The sequence below is a fragment of the Calditrichia bacterium genome, assembly GCA_020634975.1.
In the GTDB taxonomy this organism is placed as follows: Bacteria; Calditrichota; Calditrichia; order RBG-13-44-9; family J075; genus JACKAQ01.
In genome coordinates, this window is the sequence record JACKAQ010000001.1 from 1769509 (window position 1) to 1793945 (window position 24437).

At 50.0% G+C, this 24437-nt stretch carries 24 protein-coding genes and 1 pseudogene; 11 read left to right on the forward strand and 14 right to left on the reverse strand.

The genetic code is table 11. The annotated features are described in order from the left end of the window. The first annotated feature begins 73 nt into the window (after positions 1-73). Both H6629_07165 and H6629_07170 read left to right on the forward strand, forming a co-directional pair. Positions 74-466 (forward strand): hypothetical protein, encoded by a 393-nt coding sequence (locus H6629_07165; protein MCB9067575.1) that lies wholly within the window; start codon positions 74-76, stop codon positions 464-466. 147 nt (positions 467-613) lie between these two features. Further along, positions 614-3283: a DEAD/DEAH box helicase gene (locus tag H6629_07170; protein ID MCB9067576.1), complete on the forward strand. Its 2670-nt coding sequence runs from the start codon at positions 614-616 to the stop codon at positions 3281-3283. An 83-nt stretch (positions 3284-3366) separates the two neighbouring features. Here H6629_07170 and H6629_07175 read toward each other — a convergent pair whose 3' ends face one another. Both H6629_07175 and H6629_07180 read right to left on the reverse strand, forming a co-directional pair. Then, positions 3367-4107, reverse strand: coding sequence for a tRNA (adenine(22)-N(1))-methyltransferase TrmK (locus H6629_07175; protein MCB9067577.1), 741 nt, complete (start codon positions 4105-4107; stop codon positions 3367-3369). Further along, a complete protein-coding gene (locus H6629_07180; protein MCB9067578.1) occupies positions 4094-4510 on the reverse strand; it encodes a hypothetical protein in 417 nt (138 codons plus the stop codon). Before H6629_07180 ends, H6629_07175 begins: the two co-directional genes overlap by 14 nt. A 195-nt stretch (positions 4511-4705) precedes the next feature. On the opposite strand from H6629_07180, the gene H6629_07185 reads away from it, so the two are divergent. Continuing rightward, the gene (locus H6629_07185; protein ID MCB9067579.1) at positions 4706-5158 is read left to right on the forward strand and encodes a PTS sugar transporter subunit IIA; all 453 of its coding nucleotides are present in this window, start codon (positions 4706-4708) and stop codon (positions 5156-5158) included. A gap of 36 nt (positions 5159-5194) precedes the next feature. Further along, positions 5195-6166 (forward strand): polyprenyl synthetase family protein, encoded by a 972-nt coding sequence (locus H6629_07190; protein ID MCB9067580.1) that lies wholly within the window; start codon positions 5195-5197, stop codon positions 6164-6166. Here the strand turns inward: H6629_07190 and H6629_07195 are convergent. Continuing rightward, on the reverse strand, positions 6135-6506 hold the full coding sequence (locus H6629_07195; protein MCB9067581.1) for a helix-turn-helix domain-containing protein: 372 nt from the start codon (positions 6504-6506) through the stop codon (positions 6135-6137). The two genes, H6629_07190 and H6629_07195, sit on opposite strands and share 32 nt — an antisense overlap. A 153-nt stretch (positions 6507-6659) precedes the next feature. On the opposite strand from H6629_07195, the gene H6629_07200 reads away from it, so the two are divergent. Then, entirely contained in the window at positions 6660-7985 is a 1326-nt protein-coding gene (locus H6629_07200; protein MCB9067582.1) for a DUF2851 family protein, read from the forward strand. A gap of 75 nt (positions 7986-8060) precedes the next feature. Here H6629_07200 and H6629_07205 read toward each other — a convergent pair whose 3' ends face one another. The 5 genes from H6629_07205 to H6629_07225 form a co-directional block, all read right to left on the reverse strand. After that, positions 8061-8852 carry a hypothetical protein gene (locus H6629_07205; protein MCB9067583.1) on the reverse strand — a complete coding sequence of 264 codons (792 nt, stop codon included), beginning with the start codon at positions 8850-8852 and terminating at the stop codon, positions 8061-8063. 376 nt (positions 8853-9228) lie between these two features. Next, complete coding sequence (locus tag H6629_07210) at positions 9229-10881, reverse strand: hypothetical protein (protein MCB9067584.1); 1653 nt, start codon at positions 10879-10881, stop codon at positions 9229-9231. Between the two features lie 159 nt (positions 10882-11040). After that, positions 11041-11418: a DUF86 domain-containing protein gene (locus H6629_07215; protein MCB9067585.1), complete on the reverse strand. Its 378-nt coding sequence runs from the start codon at positions 11416-11418 to the stop codon at positions 11041-11043. 77 nt (positions 11419-11495) lie between these two features. Next, complete coding sequence (locus tag H6629_07220; GenBank protein MCB9067586.1) at positions 11496-11918, reverse strand: hypothetical protein; 423 nt, start codon at positions 11916-11918, stop codon at positions 11496-11498. A 176-nt stretch (positions 11919-12094) separates the two neighbouring features. Further along, the gene (locus H6629_07225) at positions 12095-12481 is read right to left on the reverse strand and encodes a hypothetical protein (GenBank protein MCB9067587.1); all 387 of its coding nucleotides are present in this window, start codon (positions 12479-12481) and stop codon (positions 12095-12097) included. 198 nt (positions 12482-12679) lie between these two features. On the opposite strand from H6629_07225, the gene modA reads away from it, so the two are divergent. The 3 genes from modA to modB are packed head-to-tail and all read left to right on the forward strand — an operon-like array spanning position 12680 to position 14495. Next, positions 12680-13414 (forward strand): molybdate ABC transporter substrate-binding protein, encoded by a 735-nt coding sequence (gene modA, locus H6629_07230; GenBank protein ID MCB9067588.1) that lies wholly within the window; start codon positions 12680-12682, stop codon positions 13412-13414. Beyond that, complete coding sequence (locus H6629_07235; protein ID MCB9067589.1) at positions 13411-13827, forward strand: TOBE domain-containing protein; 417 nt, start codon at positions 13411-13413, stop codon at positions 13825-13827. Before modA ends, H6629_07235 begins: the two co-directional genes overlap by 4 nt. After that, positions 13824-14495 (forward strand): molybdate ABC transporter permease subunit, encoded by a 672-nt coding sequence (gene modB, locus H6629_07240; GenBank protein MCB9067590.1) that lies wholly within the window; start codon positions 13824-13826, stop codon positions 14493-14495. Before H6629_07235 ends, modB begins: the two co-directional genes overlap by 4 nt. Here modB and H6629_07245 read toward each other — a convergent pair. Next, positions 14492-15268 (reverse strand): geranylgeranylglyceryl/heptaprenylglyceryl phosphate synthase, encoded by a 777-nt coding sequence (locus tag H6629_07245; protein MCB9067591.1) that lies wholly within the window; start codon positions 15266-15268, stop codon positions 14492-14494. The genes modB and H6629_07245 overlap by 4 nt on opposite strands. 222 nt (positions 15269-15490) lie before the next feature. Next, positions 15491-16372 carry a TIGR01458 family HAD-type hydrolase gene (locus H6629_07250; GenBank protein MCB9067592.1) on the reverse strand — a complete coding sequence of 294 codons (882 nt, stop codon included), beginning with the start codon at positions 16370-16372 and terminating at the stop codon, positions 15491-15493. A gap of 211 nt (positions 16373-16583) precedes the next feature. On the opposite strand from H6629_07250, the gene H6629_07255 reads away from it, so the two are divergent. Genes H6629_07255 through glpK form a run of 3 tightly spaced genes read left to right on the forward strand, consistent with a single transcriptional unit; the run spans position 16584 to position 20555 of the window. After that, positions 16584-18575: a Na+/H+ antiporter NhaC family protein gene (locus H6629_07255; protein ID MCB9067593.1), complete on the forward strand. Its 1992-nt coding sequence runs from the start codon at positions 16584-16586 to the stop codon at positions 18573-18575. A gap of 8 nt (positions 18576-18583) precedes the next feature. Beyond that, positions 18584-19027, forward strand: a complete 444-nt coding sequence (locus tag H6629_07260; protein ID MCB9067594.1) for an isoprenylcysteine carboxylmethyltransferase family protein — start codon at positions 18584-18586, stop codon at positions 19025-19027. A gap of 34 nt (positions 19028-19061) precedes the next feature. Next, entirely contained in the window at positions 19062-20555 is a 1494-nt protein-coding gene (glpK, locus tag H6629_07265; protein MCB9067595.1) for a glycerol kinase GlpK, read from the forward strand. Positions 20556-20610: 55 nt separating this feature from the next. Here the strand turns inward: glpK and H6629_07270 are convergent. The 4 genes and pseudogenes from H6629_07270 to H6629_07285 form a co-directional block, all read right to left on the reverse strand. Then, a pseudogene (locus tag H6629_07270) lies at positions 20611-20898 on the reverse strand (DUF3858 domain-containing protein). Then, on the reverse strand, positions 20897-22033 hold the full coding sequence (locus H6629_07275) for a transglutaminase domain-containing protein (protein ID MCB9067596.1): 1137 nt from the start codon (positions 22031-22033) through the stop codon (positions 20897-20899). The pseudogene H6629_07270 and the gene H6629_07275 overlap by 2 nt, the downstream one beginning before the upstream one ends. After that, the gene (locus tag H6629_07280; GenBank protein MCB9067597.1) at positions 22021-22509 is read right to left on the reverse strand and encodes a DUF3857 domain-containing protein; all 489 of its coding nucleotides are present in this window, start codon (positions 22507-22509) and stop codon (positions 22021-22023) included. The genes H6629_07275 and H6629_07280 overlap by 13 nt, the downstream gene beginning before the upstream one ends. Before the next feature lie 65 nt (positions 22510-22574). Continuing rightward, on the reverse strand, positions 22575-24410 hold the full coding sequence (locus H6629_07285) for a DUF3857 and transglutaminase domain-containing protein (protein MCB9067598.1): 1836 nt from the start codon (positions 24408-24410) through the stop codon (positions 22575-22577). Positions 24411-24437: the final 27 nt, after the last annotated feature.

Genomic DNA, 24437 nt, shown 5'->3' on the forward strand with positions numbered 1-24437 from the left:
TTCCGGTTTATCCGAATGTTAGGTTTTGAGCGGAATAGCCATCGCTCAAATTTCACAAAAAAGGAGTTTGGATATGAACTGGAAGTTATGGCTTTGCCTGATAAGCGTTGGATTACCGTTACTTGCCCAGAGCACACCGGAACCATCCATCGAAAATAATGCACCCGTTGCCCTGTCGGTTTATCCGGGTGATGCGAAAGTTACCGTCAACTGGCTGGTGAGCGAAAGTCACCAGAGTTTGTGTTTGTTTGTGGAACGCAGCAATGACGGCGAAGTGTTCACCGTCGTCAGCGAATTTCCGGGGAAGGCGACCAACGGCACTGCATCGCGGTTCGAATTTGTGGACGGCAGCGTGCGCAACGGCGAGCGGTATTTTTATCGCATCACCAGTATCGATGCGTCGCAGCAGTTATGGCATTCCGCATCGGCGGAAGTACGTCCGCAACCGTTTGTCAGCGAAAAATGACCGCCGTTACAAATCAATAAATGTTAAAACCTCATCATCTCAAGTCGGGGTTTGGTTTTTCGGAACCGGATCCCGGCTTTTGTTTTGAAATGAGTGCGCGTTGGGTTAATTTTGGATTCACAAAACGCCAAAAACCGGGAGCGCGCCATGCACTTCACACCGCCTTTTCCATCTGCTAATCAGCTCAAAAAAGAATATATTCGCTCGGACATCACTTTTTACCGTGCACAGAACGCGCTGGAAATGGATAACATCACGCTGTTGGCCCGCAGCGGCGACAGCTACCATTTTTTGGTGGAGGATCGTTTCGAGGATTATGATGTGCACGTATCCATTGCAGATCACCATTTGCGGCACACCTGCAAATGCGCTTCGATGCTCAAATGCTGCCATCATGCGGCGGCGGCGTTGCTGTTGCTGGAAAAGGAAATGCGCAAAGCCCTCGTCCAGCCCTCCGGCGAAGGCGAGGCATATCTCCGTGAGGAAATGATCGAACGGGTGCTCCGCGAACGCGAAGAACGCGCCGAAACGGAGGATTACCGGCTGACGGTGGCAGATAATATTTACGGCGTGCATCAACTGCGCTCGGAGTCGGGCAGAATTTACGCGCTCACCATCCGCGATTTTGAGCGCAGCAGCGGCTACTGCTCCTGCCCGGATTTCAAAACGAACAAACTGGGCACCTGCAAACATTTAATTTTTGCCCGAAAGCAGATTTCGCGCAGCTATCCGGTGCAAAAACTCACCCAGACCCAACCGTATCCGTTTGTGGAAATTTTTGCCGATCCGCACAACAATTACCAGATTACCTATTTTTACAAAGATAAACTGACGCTCGGCGTGGCATCGCTGCTGGAAAAACATTTTCGCGGACAGCGGCACATCAGCCCGGAAAATTATCCGCAATTTCTGGAATTTCTGGAAGCTGCGGCGGCGCACAAAAAAATTCTGGTTCGCCCGGAAGTGCACACGATTATCGAAAAATATTTCGAGCGGGAATCGATGCGCAAGTTGGCGGAGAATATTACGCCATCGCTCGATCAGCTGAAAATCGCGCCGTTTCCCTATCAAAAAGAAGGCATTTTGTTCTCGCTGTTTAAACCCGGCGCGATTATCGCGGACGAAATGGGGTTGGGCAAAACGTTGCAAGCCATCGCTACGGCGGTGCTCAAAAAGGAAATTTACGGCTTGCGGCGCACGCTGGTGGTTTGTCCCGCATCGCTGAAATTTCAGTGGCAGCAGGAAATCGAACGGTTTTGCCACGAAAAAGCGCTGGTGGTGGAAGGCGGCAGAAAGCAGCGGCAGGCGATCTACCGGGAAAACCCGGCGTATTTTCTGATTGCCAATTACGAAGCGGTAATGCGCGATTTGAGCACGATTATCGCCAATCCGCCGGACATGATTATTCTGGACGAAGCCCAGCGCATCAAAAATTACACCACCAAAACCTCATACGCCGTGAAGGCGATTCCCAAAAAACATTCGCTGGTGATCACCGGAACGCCCATCGAAAACCGGCTTGGCGATCTCTATTCGATCATGAATTTTGTGGACCCGGAAATTCTGGCGCCGTTGTGGGAATTTTCCATGAACCACTGCTATTTTGACAAATCGAAAAAAAATATGATCACCGGATATTTCAATTTGCAGGCGCTGAAAGAACGCATCTCGCCCTGGCTGATCCGCCGGGAGAGAAAGGATGTGCTGGAACAATTGCCGGATCTGCAGGAAATCAACATTCCGGTCATTTTGCACCCGTTGCAGGAAGAAATGCACAGCGGTTTTGCCCGCTCGCTGATGCCCATTTTGATGAAAAAGCACAAAACCATTTTTGATATGCAGCGCATCCAGCAATTGCTGACGAGCATGCGCATGGCTTGCAATTCCACCTTTTTGCTGGATAATGAAACCAATCACTCGCCCAAACTGGACGAACTGCAGGAAATTTTGCTGGACAAACTGGACATCAAATCCAGCGGCAAAAAGGTGATCATTTTTTCGGAATTCAAAACCATGCTGCGGCTGATCGGGAAAATGCTCAACGCCAACGGGATTGGCAGCGCAACCCTCACCGGCGATGTGCCCGTGAAAAACCGCAAAAATGTAATCGCTGAGTTTCGCGACAACCCGGAATGCCAGATTTTGCTGGCATCCGAAGCCGGCGGCACCGGACTGAACCTGCAATTTGCCGACACGGTTATCAATTTTGAGCTGCCCTGGAATCCCGCGCGGAAAAATCAGCGGATCGGACGGATCCACCGCATCGGGCAAAAAAGCAACAAAATTACGGTGATTAATCTGATCGCGCGAAACAGCATTGAGGAGCGCATTCAGGGCGGAATTATACTGAAGGAATCGTTGTTCGACGCGGTGCTGAACGAAGGCAGCGTCACCGATGAAGTCGATTTCAGCAAAAAAGGTCGCGCGACGTTTATCGATCAGGTGCAAAAACTGGTGAAGCCGTTTGAGGAAGTGCCGGATGAAGAATCGCGGGAAAGCGTGATGGGCAGCTTCGCACAGCCGCACGATTTTGCCCCTGCAGAGGCACTGGAAGATCCTGCAGAAACCATTATCGATGAACCGGCTGAGCCCGCTGTTGCGGAAACGGTTGCCGCTGAACAGACGGAAAAACCTGCACAATCTGCACCCGACGAGTTGGAAAATACATTAAATCAGGGATTGCAATTCCTGAGCGGATTGATGCAAATGGCCACCGGCAAACCGCTCGTCACCGATGATGCCGCAGTGGAAATCAATCGCGAAACCGGGGAAGTTGTGTTCCGGTTTAAATTGCCGGAGGGTGGAAAGCAAGGATAAATAAAGGATAACATTATCGTGCATACAGACGCACCCTGATTCTGGCCTTTATCCTTTATCCTTTATCCTTTATCCTTTATCCTTTATCCTTTATCCTTTTCCTCCGCAAACTGTCTGGCAATTTCAATCGCACTATCCAATTGTTTTAAATATACTTGAAAGGACGGTTCCTGCTGTTCGATAAACGGCATGCGGACTGCCAGATACGGTTTGAGATAGGTCAAAAATTGATACAACCCCGGATGTTGCGCTTCAAATAAACGTGGACCGAAATGCCAGATGAGGCTATTTTCCGCCGGATCGCTGCCGCGCTGCGCCAACGCCAAATGATAGAAATTTCCCCGTTCGAACACCAAATCTTCTTTCGCAGTGAAAAATCCCAACTCCCGCAACACCGCCCGCAATTTGATAAAATAGCGCGACGGCGCCAGCACCAGCGAGGAAACACCCAGCAGTTTTTCCGGCTCAGCAGTTAAAATATTTGCGATCGCGGTTTCACCGATGCCGGCAAGCACCAGACAATCGGCTTCGCCGGGGTACAGCGGCGCCAAACCGGAGCCGGTTCGCAAATCGACGCGATGACGATCCGCTTCATTCTCAAAAATATTCAGCCGCCAGAATTGGTCGATGTAATGCGGCTGCAATTCCACGCCGATCGCCCGGATTTCCGGACGCGTTTGCACCAGTTTTTTGATCAGCCGGCCGTGATCGTAACCGATATCCGCAACGCAGCGAACATCCGCCGGGATCAGCGCTGCAACGGCAGCCAGCCGGTTGCGCAACACCGCCAGCGACGATTTCCGGTTGACATCATTTTTTGGCACGTTTCCCTTTTCCTGCGGGTTTTCCCGGTGAAATATTGAGCAATTTGCGGTTGAGCAGGGTTAATCCGCCCAAAATCGCACCGCTGGCAGCGCCGATAAATAAAGATACGAGAATCAGATACAGCTTGGGGTTCAACGGCACATCGTAAATTTCCGGATAATTTATCGCCCAGCGATCAAAAAATATTACTGTGAGAATCGAGGAAAAAATAGCTGACAGCAATCCAACGGCAAACGCGTGCTGAAACAGTTGCTCGCCCACTTTTTTGGCGAGAACAAATGATGCAACAACCCAGAATAAGAGCCACAACACCCATTCAACGCCCACGGTTAAACCCAACACAGCCAGTGCGCCCATCACAAACCCGAAATCAGACAGCAATGTGACCAATCGCCAATTCATATTGTCCCCAATTTTTCAATTTTCCAGCATATTGATTTATTGTGCAGTACATTAAGTTTACGGAGAAAGCGGCATATTTTCAAGCCCCAAGCGAAGCTGCGGAGTTTACATTTGCTTTGCATTTTTAATAGGTGCGTATTATACTTTAATGCAGTTTAACAGGCACCATTTTTAGCAGAGGATAAGCAAATCCACATGAAACTTTCGGACGCTATCGACGAAATTATCATCGAAATGTCGCCCGCCGATGGCGATAAATTTTCGGTTATCGAGCACTTGCTGGATGTGGCAATGACCGCAGGAAAAGTGCAAAACCGCGAGCAGGCGCTCAACGATCTGATCGAACGGGAACGGTATCTTTCCACCGGATACGAAAACGGGCTGGCAGTGCCGCACGCCAAATCCACCGCGGTTTCCGAAATTGTGCTGGTTTTCGGGCTCTACCGGGAAGGCATCGATTTCGATTCGCTGGATGGATTACCCACCCATTTTGTGTTTTTGCTGCTCTCGCCGGTGGATACCAGCGGTCCGCATTTGCAGGCACTGGCGTTGCTGGCGCGCAATTTCCAAACCCCGGAAATTACTCAGCAACTGCTGCGTGCATCAACACTAACTGACGTGCATAACATATTGAAAACATTTAAGTAAGATCCACTAAACAGAACCCCAAACCCCCAGAGTTTTGTGAACCTCGCATCCAACCTGAAACAACCACTCGCAGAAATTGAACAGCGCCTGATTGACTGCGTTCCCAAAGATTTCCCGGTTTCGCTACGGGCGCCCATTCAGGATTTTTTGAAAATGCCCAGTAAAAAAATCCGTCCGCTGTTGGCGATTTTCGCCAGTCAGGCAGTCGGCGGCAGCCAGGCAGATGCGCTGCCCGCAGCCACAGCGGTGGAGCTGTTTCACGATTTTACATTGATTCACGATGACATTATGGATCAGGATGAGCTGCGCCGGGGATTTCCCACACTGCATATCAAATACGACGAAAGCACCGCCATTTTGGCCGGCGATGCGCTGATCGGGCTGGCATTCCGGGAATTGATGCGTTCACCCGCCGATGCCCGCGATCCTGCCGCCGAAATATTTACCGAAGCGCTGGTTCGCGTGTGCGAAGGGCAGGCGCTCGACAAAGAATTTGAGAGCCGTAACGATGTGCAGCTCGATGAATATCTGGATATGATCGCCAAAAAAACCGCCTGGCTGATCCAGACATCCTGCGCGCTGGGCGCGATTTGCGGCAGCGGTACGCCGGAGCAAGTGCAACACCTCAGCGATTACGGCTACAATTTGGGCATGGGATTTCAGATTCAGGATGATCTGCTCGATTTTGTGGCAGACGAAGTGAAGCTCGGCAAAAAAGTCGGCAGCGATTTCCGGATGCACAAAACCACTTACGTCACCCTCAAATACCGCGAAATGCTCGACGCTGATCCTGCGTTGCAAGCAACCTATCCACGGGATTTACAGCAATACAGCGATTTCCCGGCATTCCAGAAAGCGCTGCGGGAACTGCAGATTATCGAAGCGGGCGAGCAGGCAGCCACAACCTATTTCGACAAAGCACTGGCAGCACTCAAACAGGTGACGCCACAGGAATCCGGCAATCCGCTCTATCTGATCACGACTTTTCTTCAGGAGCGCCAGTATTAGTCCGGGACATTTGGCGCATGAGGTTTAACAGGGCGTTTTGCAGCGCCTCCGGCAACTCCCGCCACAATGCCAGCAGCGCAGCTTCCCTGCCGTAACCGGGCACCGGCTCCTGCACAGCCAGCAATGGTGCGGCATTCGCATCACCCGTTAACAGCCATTCCATCGAACACTTCCCCAATTTTGACAATTGAAAAAGCACATCCGGCGGCGGTATTCTTCCAGCGAGATATTGCGATACAGCCGGCTGGCTGATGCCCAGCCAGTTTGCCAAATCCTGTTGGGTCATTTCCGCATCGCGCATGATTTGCTGAATGCGCTCCGCGATTTGTTTGCCATTCATCTTCATTCTCGCTCCGGTAAAATATTTTATATTATTGGCTCTTGAGCTATTTTGAGAAATAACAAAACTAAAAAATACTGAAATTTCAGATCGCTATTGCCAAATCATATCACGATTGCTATATTACAAACAAAATATCACAAATACAATACAATGATTGCAATATCGCCACCATCGATTCCGGAGCGCTGGCTGCACTGGAGCTATCGCGAAGCCATCGGGCTGCCGCCGGAAATCCGGGGAACCCGGAACGAGCGCATCCGCATATTGCAACCCGGAACGCTCAATTTTGGCAATGGTCCGGATTTCCGGAGCGCGCTGCTGGAAATCGACGGTGTTCGCCAAATCGGTGATGTGGAAATTCACATATCACCGGAATGCTGGTATCAGCACGGGCACGATCACGACGAACGCTACGGGCAGGTTTGCCTGCACTTGCTCTGGGATGCGCCAAAAGGCATTCCCGAACGGCTGGCGCAACGTTTTTCCCACGTGCTGCTCTCGGGTCAGTTGACGATGCCGGTTGAAACATGGCGGGAAACCATGCAAACGCTCGAGAGTAGCGCATCGCAACCGCCTGATATTGCTGATGTTACACTACATGAACTTGCCGGTTTCGCCGAACAACGCTTTCGCCGGAAAGTGCAGAAAATGCGTGACTGGCTGAGTCATTTTTCACCGGAGGACGTGCTGTTTCTCTCCCTCGGCGAAACGCTGGGCTACAGCGCAAACAAAAACGCGTTCCGGCAATTGCTCTGGCAGTTCCCGGCTTCCCGGCTGGGTGGAACGTTTTGCTCACCGGGGCATTCGCCGATGGATGTCTGGTTTTTTCTGGTATATGCGGGCGGGCTCGGCGAGCTGTTGCTGCGGCAATCTGCTTTCCGGCAAAGCGGGGCGTTTCCGCTACTGTTCAACCAGCACATCCGCAACTGGCAAAACCGGATGATATTTCCGGTGCTTTCAGCGACAGATTGGCATTTTTCGCGGCTGCGGCCGTTCAACAGCCCCTTTATCCGTTTAGCCGGATTTGCTGCAATCTGGTTCAACTTTCGCAATACCGGGCTCTTCGAAATCCTGCTGTCTATTGCCCGGGAACGCCTGCCGGAAAGATTGTTGCGCAATCGCTGGCAATCCGCCATTGATATCCGGCTGCAGCCGGCTTTTATCCGCAATTTGCAACACATGCTCGGCTTCAGGCAATTGCCCGAACGGGCAGCGGGAAACCAGCGCCAACGCCAGTTTTTGCTAAACGCCGTGTTGCCGCTGATGCACAGTTGGGCAGAACAGGGCGGAAATTTCGGGTTTCTGCAATATATCGAGCATATTTTTGAACAATTTCCGTCAACCGAAACACCGGAGATGCTCAACCATTTTATCGGCGGGCTGGATCGCCGGCATCCGTTCCGGAAAGGCGTTCAACGATCCGGTTTTTATCAACAGGGTTTGCTGGAATGGTCTGCGGGCAAAAAAAAAGCGTAAAAGACAATTAGTCTTTTACGCTTGGGTTAGGGGGGTGATTGGGCTTTTTTTGCTCTATCTTTAGCGATTTTTTTCTTAGCTGTTGGCGGCGATCACCAGATACCGGATCTTCCAGAATTCCTGGGGATTGGTAATTTCGAGAGTGGTTTTGCCTTCCGCCGATTTGTGCAACTGATAGGAATTCGGGTTGTGCGGCGATAATACTTTCACTTTGCCCGGCTCTTTATCAATCTGAAGATTACCAACTTCCACAATGTCCGCAGGGGTAAAATCGGCTTCGTCGAATCCGGCAGCTAACCGTTTGGTCTTACGCAGACCCAAGAATCCGCCTTTTTCTTCGATAATGCCTTTGTCTTTCAACTCATCTTCAGAAGCAACGATGTAATACACCGTATTCAACTGTTGCTGCTGCTGCTGAATCACCGTTTCTTTTTCCTTCAATTGCCATTCGGTTTCGTCGAATTTAATGTTCAACGCTGCAAGATCATCTTTCAACTGAGTGATGTGAACTTCACGTTCCTCAATCGCTTTGTTGAGGCTTTCGATGGTGCTGCTCAACGCATCATTTTTCACTTTTGAATCCTTAAAGCGTTGCTGTAATTCTGCCATTTTAGCTTTACTGGATTTCAAATAGGTGTCGATGGATTGAACATTTGCCAACATTTTTTCGCGCAGCGGCGTTTTATCCTGTTCTTCAACATCGCTGGATGCCCTGCTCAAAAAACCTTCGCGCTGACGAATTTGCTCCAGATTATCATAAACATCGTTAATGGTTTCGGAATATTCCTGCAGAAATTCGGACTGCGTTGCAGCTTCTTCCATTTTTTGTTCGTATTCCGCCTGAAGCTGCGCAATACGTTGTTCCATTTCTTTTACTTTTTTTTGGTCCGTACAACCCACAGCTACTACGATTGTCAACACGGTTACAACTATCTTATAAAAACTTTTGACCGACATGCTGGCCAACTCCTTGATTAATGATACTTTTTTTTGACTCACAGCTAATTCTGGCGAACCAGTGTTTTTTCTTTTTTGCCAGGTTTGTTTATAAACAAGCGGCGTGCCAAACATTCAACAAGATTATTTATTTTGAATATTTTCAACATCTTAGGGAAATTCAACTTCCAAAATATCCCTGAACGGGTAGTGTTCGGTTTTACACAATGTGTGCAAATAATTCTCGCAAAACCGGACAACGTGTTTAAACGAACACAGTCATGGAGGATAAACGCATCATTTTTGATTAATTTGTGGCGGAAGAATCCGGCAAGGCAGGCGTTTCGAAAATGGCAAATTGTTGATTTTCGTAAAGTGGGGCAACCGGGGGAAGGGCGATGCTTTTTTCATATATAACGAAACGGATATTGTTTTCACGGGCAACCGAAAGCGCATGTTGATGATAGAGCGACGGAAAAGCGGCACGGTTCCACGGCAACGATAAGCCGAGCGCCTGCATCCGCGCCCACCAGCGGAAAATGGTTTTCCGGCTGTAGTTGTGCGGGGCACCATCTTTGTAAGTGCCGTAAATAGGGCGTTTGGAAAAACTGCGGAAACCTTCGATATAAATCGGCGTCATCAACAGCGCATCTGTTGGTGTGTTTTGGGCGCACCACACCTGCATATCTTCCCACGGTGTTGTGAGGGTAGTGTCAAAAATGCGCCCGGTTTCGGCGATGCGCTCGATCGTTTTTTCGCCGGTTACCAACAGCACGGCAGCCAGCGTTCCGGCAAGGTAAATCCGTTGCCAGTGCACCGGCTGTCGCCAAAATAGATAAACCAGCAATAGCGCCAATCCGACCAATACGATCATCCGCACAGACAGGGTGCGGTCGTCAATCACGTTTTCAATCATAAAAACAATGCCCAACAGTAGCCAGATGATCAACGGGCTTTTCGGTGAGTCGTTCGTCGTTGCTATCTTGTGGGCAATAAATGCACACAACACGATAAACAGAAAATAGGAACATCGCGCCAACTGCAATTGCAGCAAAAATTTGACGGTGAAAACATCTGCAAGAACAAACAGCGCCAGCGCCGTAAGCGTACCCAGCACGACCGGCAGCAGTCGCCGGAACGCCGGATGATGCCGGAAAAACCACAACCCGAATCCGGCTAAACCGAGATGCACCCAACGATCCGGCACCCATTGCGAGGCAAAAAATGAAAAGCGCATCCGCTGCCGCACCAAATCCAGCCAGAGTGAAACATCAAACTGCGGTGGCGCGCCGGCGAGAATTTTCGGCAGCATCGGCAGCCAGCTTGGCGCAGAAATCAGCAAAAATATCGCAGCACTGCCAATTTTAGTAAAAACAGTGGTTTGGCGAAAACCCAACAGCCATTTGTAACCAAAAAACAGCGCAGCATACAGCGCCGTAAACGGGTGGAAGAGAAAAATGCTCCCGCAAAGCGCCGCGCCGGACAGCCAATTTCCGCGATCCAGCAACACAAACGCCAGCAACGCAATTGCAACGGCAACAACGTTCGGGTGAAAATAGCCGTAGGGATTCAGCCCGTATTCGCCCATTGCCGCGGCTGATGTGCCCAGCACAAGTGTCAGCGCCAAAACCAGCCATCCGTTATTTTCACCAAAAAACTGGCGATAAAACAGAAACACCGCCGCGATCATTAGTGCCGTCTGGAGAAAAAACAATCCCAGAAAAACGGTTTGCACATTGGCGACATTCAACAAAAGCGCGACTGCGTCCCAAATGTAAACCGGGTGATCGCCAAGCGTTTCGATCAGCAGATCGTTGTTCAGCAATGCGGGGTCAAATTTATGCCAGACAAACGCCAGATAGGTCGATAAATCTCCGATACCTAGCTGGTAACCCTGCAAAATTGCCAACACAAAAAATCCTGCCAGCCATGCGGCTGTTTGCCATTGAATGGTGTTCATCGCTGCCCTGTTGTTCTGTTTCGCGAAATTATACGCATTTTCGCTGAGAAAAAAAATTTGCAAATGAACGATGGATAATACAAAAGGTAAGTTTTTTGTGGTTATGTTGACACATTAGAAATGAGTGCTTCGCTGCTTCGTGAAAAATTTTGGGAGATACTAAACTTCGGTTGAGGTGCCAGACGGCTCATCCGGCAATTCGCTGAGAATTTTTTCCAGTTTTGTTTTGAGGGAAGGCATGTTGCGGGTCATTTCCCGCCAAATGGTTTTGGCATTGATTTCGTGATATTCATCCACTAATGAGTGGCGGAGTCCGGCGATATTTTCCCAATCAATTTGCGTATGGACAGATTTTAGCTCCGGCGAAAGCCAGTGCGCCGCCTCGCCGATAATTTCCAGCCGTTTGAGCATCGCCAGCACCATTGTTTTATCGATGCTGAAATCCTGAAAATAACCGTAATAGGCGTAGGATTCGATCTGTTGAATCATTTCCAGCATGATCTCGATACGATGCCGGTCGTTCAGCGGACGCATCATTCTGCAATCGCCCGCGTTTTTTCAATATTTATTTTAATTTCTCCAATTTTCACTTACCCTTTATCCTTTTTCTTCAATTAACCCATGCTAAAATCCCTGCGCGCGGCAGAAATTGTTATCGTAAACCCGGCAATAACATCGATTAACGACATAACCAGCAACGCAAAAAACGTAGAATTTCCGGCGATCGGTGCCCATAAAAACGCAACCATGTACGAAATAAAAACAAAGGTAGATAAAATATGTTCAACAATTTGAGCATCGGTTGAGCGGGTGGATTTAATAATTTCGATAAACAGGCAGAACAATCCGCCCAAAATAATGACATCTTTTATTTGAATAACCCAAAAAATACCAGATGGCAACATTACACCACCCAACGCGACATCAAATGCTTCGCTTCCCACATCGGCGCTTCCACCCATAAAAAAAATAGCACCAATTGCCATATAAATTACCAAAACAATCCCGAACAACGGGATAGATTTTACTGCTTGCATGCGGCCTCCTCAGCGAATATGCAGCGGTTAAAACACAGTATTTCTGTTGAAAATATATGATTATGGGGTGAATGAAGCAAACCTAAAAAGCTGCGGAACATATATTTACAAAAAAACGTGCATCCGGCAGATAGTGTCGGATGCACGCTAAAATTTGTGGCTGGTCTGAGGTTCTGTTACCGGTTGACCAACAATTTTTTCTGAAGTTCGGTGCTGATCATCAGGAAAAACGCTTCGGCATCTTTGTAATTTTTCTTTTCCAGGGTGCTGAAATTTTCCGGAAATTCGAGCACTTGCGTTGCCAGATAGGCTTTAAAGCGAATGCTTTCGGAAGCTCCGGATTCGGAAAGATTTTCCAATTCGGCCAATGCGGCACCGGTTTCTTCTTCCGGGAACAACAGTTTCAGTTTTGCGATGTGGAACACTGCGGATTCCACAATTCCGACGTTATCGGATTTCAAAGATTTTGTGTAGCTTTTTACACCGCGGGTCAATGATTCCGGGGTTTGGGCTGCAACGGTAATGCTGAAGATTACCAAAAGGGTGGCGATAAACGTTTTCATAATTTTCTCCTTTATTTTGAATTCGAACCGTGTTTTCTTTCGCTCAGTTATAGTTTACGGAAGTAGCTTATCATAGATGTTACCGCGTTGTAAATGGATGTCAAAAAATGTCACGGGAGAAAAAAGGATGCAGGATAATTGATAAAGGATAAAAAGTTGTTGCGTTGGGCGGGTTTAATAATTTCAGGTGTGCTTGCCGTGGCTTTAATTGCCGGATGCGGCGACAGTGAAAACAGCGCGCAGCAATCGCTGACGGTTGCGGTGTCCGCAAATTTTCAGGCGCCATTCGAAAAACTGGCGGCAGCCTACCGGGACAGCACCGGTAAATCCGTGCAGCCGATTGTCAGTTCGTCCGGCAAGTTGACCACCCAAATCCGCAACGGTGCACCGTTCGATCTGTTTTTTTCGGCGGATACGGGATATCCCAACCAACTGTTCCGGGATGGATTGGCAGTGCGCCAACCGCAAATTTACGCATCCGGCAAACTGGTGATCTGGTTTTCAGCTGCGCACCACGGACCGTTGGACATGTCTGCGCTGACAGATCTATCGCTGAAAGCGATTGCCGTTGCCAATCCCCAAATTGCACCGTATGGCGCGGCGGCAGTTACCGCGCTAGAAAATGCCGGTATATATAATGATATTGAACCGAGACTGGTTTTCGGAAGAAACGTGGCGCAGGTGAACCAATATTTGCGCAGCGGCGCGGCAGATGCGGCGATCACCGCTCAATCCGCTGTGGTTGGCAGCGATGTTCCCACAGCACAATGGGCATTTGTGGACAGCACGCTCTACCAACCGATTGCCCAGTCAGCGGCGATCATCGCCAATCGACCGCCGCAATTGCAGGCTGCCGCCGCACATTTTCTGGATTTTTTGAACAGTCCGGTTGCCCGGAGTATTTTCCACCATTACGGATACCAATTGCCATGAATCGCGTACCCGCAGAAATTATCAATATTGAAACCGCAGATGCTATTTCGCTGGTCGATCTGGTTGCATTCGGCGACACATTTTCCTGCGTGCTGATCGAAACGCCGGAAACCGCGCCGTATTTGCGGATCGGAAATCGCGTATCGCTGGTGTTTAAAGAAACGGAAATCGCCATCGCGAAAAATTTTTCCGGTCAGATCAGTTTGCGGAATCGCTTTGCGGCGACCATCCGCGCTATCGAAAACGGCGTGGTGCTCAGCAAAATTACGATGGATTTTCACGGCATTTCGATCATTTCGATCATCACCGCCCGATCCGCTGCAACACTCAACCTGCAACCCGGCGACGCCGTTACCGGATTGGTGAAAGCCAACGAAATCGCCATTTTCGCCGATGACGGGGGGGCAATTTGAACCTCGACTGGCAACCGTTGGCGCTCACATTTCAACTGGCGGGCATCACCACTGCGGTGCTGCTGCTGATCGGGATTCCGCTGGGTTACCTGCTGGCGAGTTGGGAAAATCGCTGGAAATACGTACTGCAAACGCTGGTGAGCATGCCGCTGGTATTGCCGCCAACCGTACTCGGTTTTTACCTGCTGCTGGCGTTCAGTCCCACCGGCGCGTTCGGGCAATTTCTGGAAAATACATTCGACCTGAGATTGGTGTTCTCGTTCGAAGGGCTGGTGATCGCTTCCATTATCTACAGTCTGCCGTTTATGGTCAATCCCATCCAGGCAGGATTCCAGAGTTTACCGGCATCGCTGGCGGAAGCGTCTGTTTCGTTGGGAAAATCTCGGTTGGAAACATTTTGGAAGGTGTTGCTGCCAAACATCAAACCGTCCCTGCTGATCGGCACGGTGCTCAGTTTCGCGCACACGGTCGGCGAATTCGGGGTGATTTTGATGATCGGCGGCAGCATTCCCGGCGAAACACGGGTTGCCGCCATCGCCATTTACGACGAAGTTGAAGCGCTAAATTATGCCACAGCACATACTTACGCGGCAATCTTATTGGGAATTACGTTCGCCATTTTGTTAACGGTGTATTTGGTCAATCGAAAATTATTGAAAGCGTTTTAGCGCGCGGAATGAATCGCATCGGCGAAATCGCGGAGTTGCGACAGGCTGTTTTTCTCCTCAAAAAAATTACCCACCACCACAAATCTGGCACCGGCTGCGGCTTTTTTCTGCGCCATTTCAGGCGTGCGGATGCCGCCACCGGCGATCACGGGGATTTCCAGATGTGCGGAAACCAGCGCAATCATCTCCTCCGGAACGGTTTGCTGGGCGCCGCTGCCCGCTTCCAGATACACCATTTTCATGCCCATATATTGTGCAGCCAGCGCATGCGCCAGCGCGATGCCCGGTTTGGCGCGGGGAATTGGCATGGAGTTGCTCACAAACGAAGCGCTGGTGAGCGTGCCCGATTCGATGAGCATGTAGCCGCAGGAAATCGCCTCCAGTCCCATGTTGAAAATTACCGGCGAGGCAACTGCCTGATTACCGATGAGGTGCTCCGGGTTGCGTCCGCTGATCAGCGAAATAAACAGGATTGCGTCCGCATGCCGGGAAATCTGGAAAAGGCTGCCGGGAAAAATGACCACCGGATGATCGCCAGCTGCCGATTTCATCCGGCGGATGGTTTCATCAAAATCGCCGCCGTGGAGCAGGCTGCCGCCCACAAAAAAGGCATCCACACCGGCGTCGATGGCGTTTCCCATCAAATCCGGCAACGCATCCGCGCTGATTTTGTCCGGGTCCAGCAGCAAAATAAACCCGCAGCCGTTGCGATCTGCTGTGTTCAATAATTTTTGGTAGGTGTTGGCGGATAGCGCCGAAGGTCTGGTTTTCATAAATACAAATCTTTCGTAACGGAATTCTCAACAGTTGTTGACGACAAAAGCGACAGATTTAATTAGAACCGTTATGCACAAAACCTAAATCAAACAATTACAACAGTTAATTTGGGTAATTTTTGTAAAAATTATTGGTACCGTATTTGCTAAAATAGAAATACAACCTGTACTCATACTTACCTCCATCATCAGGACCGGAGCCAGTTGGCTCCGGTCTTTTTATTTATTGCCCGACCGGGCAGACAACCAATCCGGCAATTCGCCGATGGAATCCAGCCAGATGGCGGCTGCGTTTTTGTGTTTCTCCGTAGAATCGTCGCTCAATTTCCCGGTTTTTACGGCAATGCCCTGCAATCCGGCGGCAATGCTGCCTTCGATATCCGATTCCCAGTCATCGCCGATCATCGCAACATTTTCTTTGGGTAAGTTGAGTAAATTTACCGCCTGTTCGTAAAACGCCGGGCTCGGCTTCCCGACCAGCGCGGCGGTTTGTCCGGTGGCGTATTCCAGCGCGGCAACGATCGCACCGGTGTCGATCGACAAACCGTCGCTGCGCCGCCAGTAGCGATTTTTCTGCATCGCCAGCATTTTGGCGCCGCCCATCACATGTCGAAACGCCTGGTTGATTTTGTTGTATGTTAAATCTTCGCCCAGATCGCCAATAACCAGATAGTCCGGTTTCGCGGTTGTGATTCTGAAATCCTTGAATTCCCGGTGGGTATCGCCGCTGGTAAGCAGGCAAACGGATGCTGCTTTTTGGGCATGCAGCCAGCACGATGCCGCATACGGCGCCGAGTAGATCTGGTCCACTTCAATTTTAAACCCCATCCGTTTGAGATTGTTCACCAACGAATAGCGGCTTTTCCGGGTGGTGTTGGTCGCCAGTAAAAACGGGATATTTTCGCGACGCAGATATTCCAGCGCTTCGATTGCGCCACGAATGATCTGGTTTTCAATACACAACACACCGTCGATATCGATTAAAAATCCCCGGATTGGGGTTGCCGGCTGTTCCGGCTGTGCATGATCCGGCTGAATCTTTTCCGCATCGATTGCGGCCGGTTGCACGCCAGGTTGCCGTTTGCGTTTGCGATTAGCCATTTTTCCTCCGACACTGAAGCAGGTTATTTTACCATCATTCGGGCAATTTCTCAAGTTTTTTTTCGAAGCCGCGCACATATAGCCCGCAAACCGGATTTTTCACCGCGATCGCCCTTTACTTTTTTGGCGATGTTTTGTACCTTGGCACGTTCTAACCCCAGCAAAATCAACGGGGATTCCCATTTGACCGAACCTATCGCGAAAGGATTGTATGCTATTACGCCACCACGTCCGCCGATTAGTAACGATTTGTATTGTTGCACTCTTCACCGCAGTTATCAGCACAACAGCAGCGGCGCAGGAAACGACTTTCGATGCAAAGTTACCCCGCATTGCACTGGCGGATATCGCATTTACAGTGGAAATCCAGCCGGCGCTGACCGCCTATTTCAACAGCGATTCGGCGGGAATTCCCTACCAAATCAGCCTTTCGGACGGCACAGTACTGGCCAGCGGAAACGCGCAGTTGTTGCCGGATGCGCCGGGAAACATCAGCATCGCAGATGTCATAATTCCCGAGAGCGGTGCAAAAAAACTGCAGATTCGCTTTGGCGATTCCGTGCAGGAGAAATCGCTGCGGGTGCTGCCGCCGGTGCTGAGCATCTTGCCGCCTTTGCTGGCGATTGTGCTGGCACTGGTCACCCGACAGGTGATTGTCGCGCTGTTTTTCGGCGTGTGGCTGGGTGTGACGTTTGTGTACGATTTTTCCGTTTTCAGCGGATTTTTGCACACGCTGGATGAATATATCGTGAACGCAGTGGCGAATCCCGATCACGCGTTTATCATTATTTTTAGCCTGCTGCTTGGCGGGATGGTCGGTGTGATCAGCAAATCCGGCGGCACGCAGGGTATTGTCGAAAAACTGGCTGTTTACGCAAAAGATGCCCGTGGCGGGCAAATTGCGACATGGCTGATGGGCGTGCTGATCTTTTTCGACGATTACGCCAACAGCCTGATTGTCGGCAACACAATGCGCCCATTGGCGGACAAGTTGCGCATTTCGCGGGAAAAACTGTCGTATCTGGTCGATTCGACCGCAGCACCGGTGTCGAATATCGCCATTATCTCCACCTGGATCGGTTACGAAGTGAGCCTGATGAGCCAGGCATTCAAAACCCACGGCATCGACCGGAACGCGTATATCACGTTTATCGAAACGATTCCGTATAATTTTTATCCGCTGTTTTCCCTGTTTTTGGGATTGCTGGTAGCGATAATGATGCGCGATTTCGGCCCAATGTACACAGCCGAAAAACGCGCCCGAACCACCGGCGAAGTGCTCGGCGCTACCGCCAACCCACTGGCAGATTTGGGCGGTGCAGAGCTGATGGCGGATGAAAGCACCCCAAAACGCTGGTACAACGCGCTCATTCCGGTGGCAGCGGTAATCCTCACCGTGGGCATCGGGCTGTTTGCCACAGGCTGGAACAGCGGGCTGGAAGGGCTGGCCCAACAATTGGCAGAGGAAGGCAAAACCCTCGCCGATGCCGGATGGATTCACAAAACCAGCGCGATTATCGGTGCGGCAAATTCGTTTTCCGTACTGATGTGGGCATCGTTTATCGGTGGATTGGTAGCAATTGTTCTGGCGATGAGTCAACGCCTGCTAACGTTGCAGCAATCGCTGGACGCATGGCTCGGCGGCATCAAATCGATGATGCTGGCATGTATCATCCTCACCTCTGCATGGGCGATTGGCAGTATTTGCGGCGACCTGTTCACTGCCGACTATGTGGTTAGTCTCACCAAACAATTCCTTTCGCCGGAGTGGCTGCCGCTGCTCATTTTTCTCAGCGCTGCGGTAATAGCGTTTGCCACCGGCACATCGTGGGGAACGATGGCGATTCTCATGCCGATCGCCATTCCGTTGGCACACAAATTCCCGATGGAAGTACCCGGCATCGACGAAGCGCATGCCACGGCGCTGCTGCTTTGTGTGACCGGCGCGGTGCTGGCCGGCGCAACCTTTGGCGACCACTGTTCGCCAATTTCCGATACCACCATTTTATCTTCGATGGCTTCCGGATCGGATCACATCGACCATGTGCGCACCCAATTGCCATACGCGCTCACCGCCGGCGCTGTGGCCTGCATTTTCGGCTACATTCCAGTTGGCTTCGGGATGAACCACTGGCTGACACTGCCGTTCGGCGCGATTGCGGTTTGGGCGCTGGTACGATTTTACGGCAAATCGACAGCCTGATTTTTGGGATGAAAAATAGCAAATTAACATCCTTTTCGCTGGTCATACTCCAGTTTTTGTTTGTCGGTATAATTGCATTCAGCGGGCCTGTTATTCCTTCCAAATTGATGTGGGCGCTGCTCTTTTGGAGCGGGATCGGTTTGGGTATCTGGGCAATTTTGACGATGAAAATCGGCAATTTCAATATTATTCCGGATGTGAAAAATAATGGAAAAATGGTCATCTCCGGTCCGTATCGCCACATTCGACACCCGATGTATTCCGCTCTGCTACTGAGCACCTTGGCGGAAATTGGCAATGCTTTTTCACCACTACGTCTGACGATGTGGATGCTGCTTTTCATCATTTTATTATTCAAATTGCATTATGAAGAGCGACTCCTTTTTGCCCATTTCCCGGAATATCCGGCATATGCAGCGCGAACCAAACGGCTGTTTCCATTTTTGATTTGATATGAATTCACCGTATTAAAAAACACATAAACCAATGAAAAAATTTATTTTAGCAATCGATCAGGGCACATCCAGTTCCCGGGCAATTGTGTTCGATACAGCCGGAAAAATCCGTGCGGTTGCCCAACGGGAATTCCGGCAGCACTTCCCCAATTCCGGATGGGTGGAACATGATGCGCTGGAAATTTGGGGAACGCAGTCCGCCGTTGCGGCAGAGGCCATTCGCGCCGTTGATCCGTCGGGGAAAAATATTGCGGCAATCGGCATCACCAATCAGCGGGAAACCACGGTGCTCTGGCACCGCGATACCGGAAAACCGCTGCACAACGCGATTGTCTGGCAGGATCGCCGCACCGCGGCGTATTGCGATTCGCTGAAAAATCAGGGTTGGGCGGAGAAAATCCGGCAAAAATCCGGATTGGTGATCGACGCATATTTTTCCGGCACCAAACTGAAATGGCTACTGGACAATGTTCCCGGTGCCCGCAAACTGGCGGAAAATGGCGAGCTGGCATTCGGTACCATCGACAGTTGGCTGGTTTGGCAACTCACCGGCGGCAAATTGCACATCACCGATGCGAGCAACGCCAGCCGCACGATGTTGTTCAACATTCATACCGGCAAATGGGACGCGGAATTGCTGGATCTGCTGAACATTCCCGCATCTGTACTGCCGGAAGTCCGTGCCTCCAGCGAGCACTACGGCAACACCGTGAAACAAACCGCATTCCCGTTCGAATTGCCTATTTCCGGGATTGCCGGCGATCAGCAAGCGGCATTATTCGGTCAGATGTGCACACAACCCGGTATGCTCAAAAACACCTACGGCACCGGCTGTTTCATGATGCTGAACACGGGCGATTCGCCGGTTACATCGCAAAACCGGCTGCTCAGCACGGTTGCATGGAAAATTGACGGGAAAATAACGTATGCGCTGGAAGGCAGCATCTTCACCGCGGGCGCGGTGGTGCAGTGGCTGCGGGACGGGCTGGGCATCATCAAAACATCTGCGGAAGTGGAGCAACTGGCGCAATCCGTGACGGACAACGGCGGCATCTATTTTGTCCCGGCGTTTACCGGTCTCGGCGCACCGCATTGGGATTCGTTCGCACGCGGCGCGATGGTCGGATTGTCGCGCGGGAGCACTGCCGGGCACATTGCCCGCGCGGCGCTGGAAAGCATCGCATTTCAGACAATGGATGTGCTGAAAGCGATGGAAGCGGATGCCGGTTTCCGGGTGAAATCGCTGCGGGTGGATGGCGGCGCAACGGCTAATAATTTGCTGATGCAGTTTCAATCCGATGTGCTGAACATTCCGGTGGATCGCCCGATAGTGCTGGAAACCACCGCGCTCGGCGCGGCGTATCTGGCCGGACTCGGCGTAAATTTCTGGAAAAACACCGGAGAAATTGCGGCGCAGTGGCAACTGGAACGCCAGTTCCGGCCGACAGCGGATGCATCAACCATTGCCGATTTGACCGGTAACTGGCAACGCGCGCTGGAACGCGCCAAAAACTGGGATGTTTAACGCTTTCGCAGAACGCACTTTTGCGCTCCCGACACAATTTTTCGGAAACGCGAACCTACCGCTTCAACACAAACTGCATGTTATCCCGTTTCACAACTTCGCTGATAAATTCGCGATAAGCGGCGTATTTTTCGAGCGGAATTTCCCGCGTTTCCAGCCGGAATTGCCGCAAATAGCGCAGCCGATTATCCGCCAATTCGTATTCGATCCGGTAAGTGCCGAATTCAGATTCGATGGTTTCCTGCGGCGGTGCGGCTTCCAGCGCGTAACCGGGCGGTAAGCTGATATAAACCGTATCTGCATCCTCAAATGCGTAGTTAAATGAAACCGAAAACTTGCGTTCATCCGGCGATTCTTCCGGTGGGTATTTTTGAAAACTGGTTGATCACATTCGGGCTCAAAAATAACCGGCTGGCGCTGCGCGTCGCAAAATTTTTCATTTCGCCGGAAAAATGCACAACGCAGGGCTGATCGACATTTTCAGCAAGATTTTCGACAGTAAATTCCGCCAGATCGAATCGTGAGGCACTGAGGCTGATCAACCGACTGCGCAGCCAATCCTGCTGTTTTTCGATTTCCACACCAATAAACCGCCCACGAACATAGCTTGACCGGTTACCGGTTGTGGCAAACCAACCGCTCATTTGCAGCGCACCATCTTCGCCAATGCGGCCTTCGGTGCGGCTGGTCATCAAATTATCTTCCGGACGACTGACTGGTGTTTGGATAATTTTGCCGCCCTCGGCTTCAACCACCAGCACTTTTGCGCCTTCAACGGAATATGGTAATTCTCCGGCGGGAATGTAATCTGCGGTGCATTCCAGCCAAACCGTATCTTCCGGTAACGGCACGACGGCAATGCAATGGTTAAACTGGTTGGATGGAAATTCTTCAATAAAATTGATGGCATCGCGGGTGGGCGTAAGTGCCAAATGTGCGGGAATATTCACCACATCCAGCATCGCGACCATTAGGGTGGATAAATCTTTGCAATCGCCATATTTATTTTCGAAAACAGATTGCGCGCTGTATGGCTGCCAACCGCCGATACCCAGATCGATGCTCACATAACGCGAATTATTCTGCAAATAGGCGTATAATTTGCTGATTTTGGTTTTGGCATCGTCATCAGGATTCACCAGCGCAGCAACTTCCTGACGAATGAGTTCGGGCAAAATCAGCCGGTCGGCTGTCAATCCGCGATACCACTGCGCCAGACCATTCCAGTCGCGGAAATGCCCGAATGAGTTCTCCAGCGCAAATCTTTCCGGGGTAAAATACAGGATCATCCGGTTGCTGTTGTTTTTCGACATATAATCTTCGCTCTCAAAAGCGGGGAGCAACGCGGCATTCCAAATGTGCGAAACACTGCTGGAGCGAATCGTTTTTGGTGATGTTTCCATATTTACGGCATGGGTGCGAAACGCAACTGTCGTATCGCGCAACACCAGTTTGTAGCTGCTGCTTAACACGGGCACATTTTTTTGTGGAAACCAGTCCGGCCAAAAAACAGTGTGCTCATTTCTGCTTCGGTGCTGTATTCCACAACATATGGAAATTTTGGCCAAGTTGAATTAATCCATTGATAACGCGAATCGCTATACAACGAATATCCGGGCGAATAATCTTCTTTCAGGATGTCGCTATTTTTGTATTTTTTTAGCTCTTCACCATCGGTGCTCAAAATTCGCACATCTATTTTTTTCTTTTTGATAAATTTGTTTTCGCTAACACCAGGAATACCGTAACCTTTGCCTTCATCGTTATTGATTTGAACTTTGCGGGAATAGCGAACATAAGCTTTTCCCTGGCCGAGAACTTCGAATTCTGTCTCATCGGAAAGGATGATTGCATCGTGCGAACCAGACAAAATATCGACGGTTTGGGCTGTGCCGAAACCGCCCCACAACGCAACAGATAAAAATATCACACCGTAAATTGATCGCATTTCCATAGTTCACCCAAAATAAATTCACCCGGCCACCGCTTCCGGCAAGCCGGGTAAGAGCTGTTTTTCAATTATTCGCCTTCGCTGGTTGCGCCCTGACGAATGACAATTTGAGCTTGGTCGGCACCAATTATGCGATCGTAAAAATCGCGCAATGTGGCATAATCTCCGGAACCGTAGGTTAGCTGGCGGCGGATGTATTGGCGTTTCAGGGATATTTTGTTGCCGTCGGCTGTCCAGTCATTTACAAATGTAATATCAAAATTGGGTTTTTTGCTGGTGACGTTTTGCGGTAGTTCATCCAATACGTAACCTTCCGGTAATTCTATATTTATATCATCTGATTCTGCAACATTATAAACAAACTCAACCGGGAAAAACCGTTTTTCGCGTTTAAACGGGTTCTCTTCCATTTTGTTGATTGCCGGCGTTGCGATATAAATCATATTCCCAACCACCTGGGCAAATTCCGGTGAGCGGAAATGCGCAGAGATGTAAACCGGTTGTTCCAAATTTTCCAGCGCATCCACTGTAAAGGAATCTAATTCAACTGTTTTGAAGCTGTTTTGCAACAGTGTTTTGACATATTCTTCATCGCCGTCTGCGGTAATTTCCTGACGTGCATCGATTGCGTGATAGCCCTCCATCCGGATCGTTACAGAAGCGTGCAGCGTGCCGCTTTCGTCCAGTTTTGCATCGGCTTTGCAGTAGCGCATATTTGTTTTTTTGGGCTCTGGCAAATTAATAAACTGCCCTTCAGCATCGTCAATCAACAAACCGATATCAACCAGCGTGCGCTCCGGCAAAATGTCGTAGGGATAATGTTTCAGACGCGAATCCAGCAGCACCAAACGCCGGCCGATCATCGCAGCGGTCAAAATATAGTTAAATTGGGAAAGCCGGGGCTGATTGCGAACAACCATCCCGTTGCTGCGGGTGCTGATCAGCATCGGATAAGCCTCAAGCCCTGCCAATCGCAACAGATTGATCAACAACAGGTTTTTTTCGCTACCGGTGCCTTTGAGATTTTTTAATATTTTTTCGCTTTTTTCATCATAATATGCGCCGCCCTGCGAAGTTGATTCGATATTATTCTGAACGTATGTATAAAGCGATTTTATTTTGTCCAGCGGCGTCATTTCCGGTGTTGTCTGGGCGGCGACCAGCGCTTTCAAATCGCCATCGTTGCTGTAAAATTTATCGAGATACTCGCGTTCTTCTTTGACCAACTCCGCCCAATCGCTGATAAATTTGCGATACACATACGGGCTTTTGTAATCGATAATCTGGAAATGGATGGCAGCCTGGTAATCTTCTGTTGTGCGCATAAACGGCTCTTTGCGAATCGGCGGCAGATCGCGCATTTCCCATGTGTATTTGGTTAATGCGATGCGCTGTCCGGGCACCAAAATTTCATCTTTATGGGGTTGAATTTCCGACATGTTCCGGTAAAACGCATTATAGCGAAAATAGGGCAACACCGTTACCGAATAACGGCTCAACCGGGTGTAAATTGAATTTTGGAAATACCATTGTTCTAAATTATGAATATATTCGGAAACCATCCGGAACCGGTATTCAATTACCGAACCCACTTCCACACCCGGCATCGCAAACTTGATACGGTTTACTTTTTCGCCTTTTTCTTCAAAAATATCCTTTTTATCCAGCTTGATTTGCTTGCCGTTTGGAAGGGTTGTAATACCTTTGATGTCTTTTATGTCATCCTCGTAATAGTATGGAATAACAATATCCGCCTGCCCCTTGCCTTCTTCGGTTAAAATCTTGATGCGGAAATGATACTCCCCTTCCACAAAATACATATTGCCGTCACTTTCTAATTTGAGATCGCCATCTGCAAATAGCACAACTGCCTCCGCTTCGGGATCATCCGCATAACTGGTCATTGCCAGCTCTTCTTTGGGCTGGATTTG

What these genes read in the sequence shown, in the direction of transcription:
- H6629_07255 (MCB9067593.1), top strand. Translation starts at nt 16,584, where the DNA reads ATGCTATTACGCCACCACGTCCGCCGATTAGTAACGATTTGTATTGTT.
- H6629_07205 (MCB9067583.1), bottom strand. Translation starts at nt 8,852, where the DNA reads ATGGAACAACGTATTGCGCAGCTTCAGGCGGAATACGAACAAAAAATG.
- H6629_07170 (MCB9067576.1), top strand. Translation starts at nt 614, where the DNA reads ATGCACTTCACACCGCCTTTTCCATCTGCTAATCAGCTCAAAAAAGAA.
- H6629_07215 (MCB9067585.1), bottom strand. Translation starts at nt 11,418, where the DNA reads ATGATGCGTCCGCTGAACGACCGGCATCGTATCGAGATCATGCTGGAA.
- H6629_07210 (MCB9067584.1), bottom strand. Translation starts at nt 10,881, where the DNA reads ATGAACACCATTCAATGGCAAACAGCCGCATGGCTGGCAGGATTTTTT.
- H6629_07200 (MCB9067582.1), top strand. Translation starts at nt 6,660, where the DNA reads ATGATTGCAATATCGCCACCATCGATTCCGGAGCGCTGGCTGCACTGG.
- H6629_07285 (MCB9067598.1), bottom strand. Translation starts at nt 24,410, where the DNA reads ATGACCAGTTATGCGGATGATCCCGAAGCGGAGGCAGTTGTGCTATTT.
- H6629_07220 (MCB9067586.1), bottom strand. Translation starts at nt 11,918, where the DNA reads ATGCAAGCAGTAAAATCTATCCCGTTGTTCGGGATTGTTTTGGTAATT.
- H6629_07260 (MCB9067594.1), top strand. Translation starts at nt 18,584, where the DNA reads ATGAAAAATAGCAAATTAACATCCTTTTCGCTGGTCATACTCCAGTTT.
- H6629_07225 (MCB9067587.1), bottom strand. Translation starts at nt 12,481, where the DNA reads ATGAAAACGTTTATCGCCACCCTTTTGGTAATCTTCAGCATTACCGTT.
- H6629_07185 (MCB9067579.1), top strand. Translation starts at nt 4,706, where the DNA reads ATGAAACTTTCGGACGCTATCGACGAAATTATCATCGAAATGTCGCCC.
- H6629_07165 (MCB9067575.1), top strand. Translation starts at nt 74, where the DNA reads ATGAACTGGAAGTTATGGCTTTGCCTGATAAGCGTTGGATTACCGTTA.
- H6629_07235 (MCB9067589.1), top strand. Translation starts at nt 13,411, where the DNA reads ATGAATCGCGTACCCGCAGAAATTATCAATATTGAAACCGCAGATGCT.
- H6629_07195 (MCB9067581.1), bottom strand. Translation starts at nt 6,506, where the DNA reads ATGAATGGCAAACAAATCGCGGAGCGCATTCAGCAAATCATGCGCGAT.
- H6629_07180 (MCB9067578.1), bottom strand. Translation starts at nt 4,510, where the DNA reads ATGAATTGGCGATTGGTCACATTGCTGTCTGATTTCGGGTTTGTGATG.
- H6629_07250 (MCB9067592.1), bottom strand. Translation starts at nt 16,372, where the DNA reads ATGGCTAATCGCAAACGCAAACGGCAACCTGGCGTGCAACCGGCCGCA.
- H6629_07280 (MCB9067597.1), bottom strand. Translation starts at nt 22,509, where the DNA reads ATGGAAATGCGATCAATTTACGGTGTGATATTTTTATCTGTTGCGTTG.
- H6629_07245 (MCB9067591.1), bottom strand. Translation starts at nt 15,268, where the DNA reads ATGAAAACCAGACCTTCGGCGCTATCCGCCAACACCTACCAAAAATTA.
- glpK (MCB9067595.1), top strand. Translation starts at nt 19,062, where the DNA reads ATGAAAAAATTTATTTTAGCAATCGATCAGGGCACATCCAGTTCCCGG.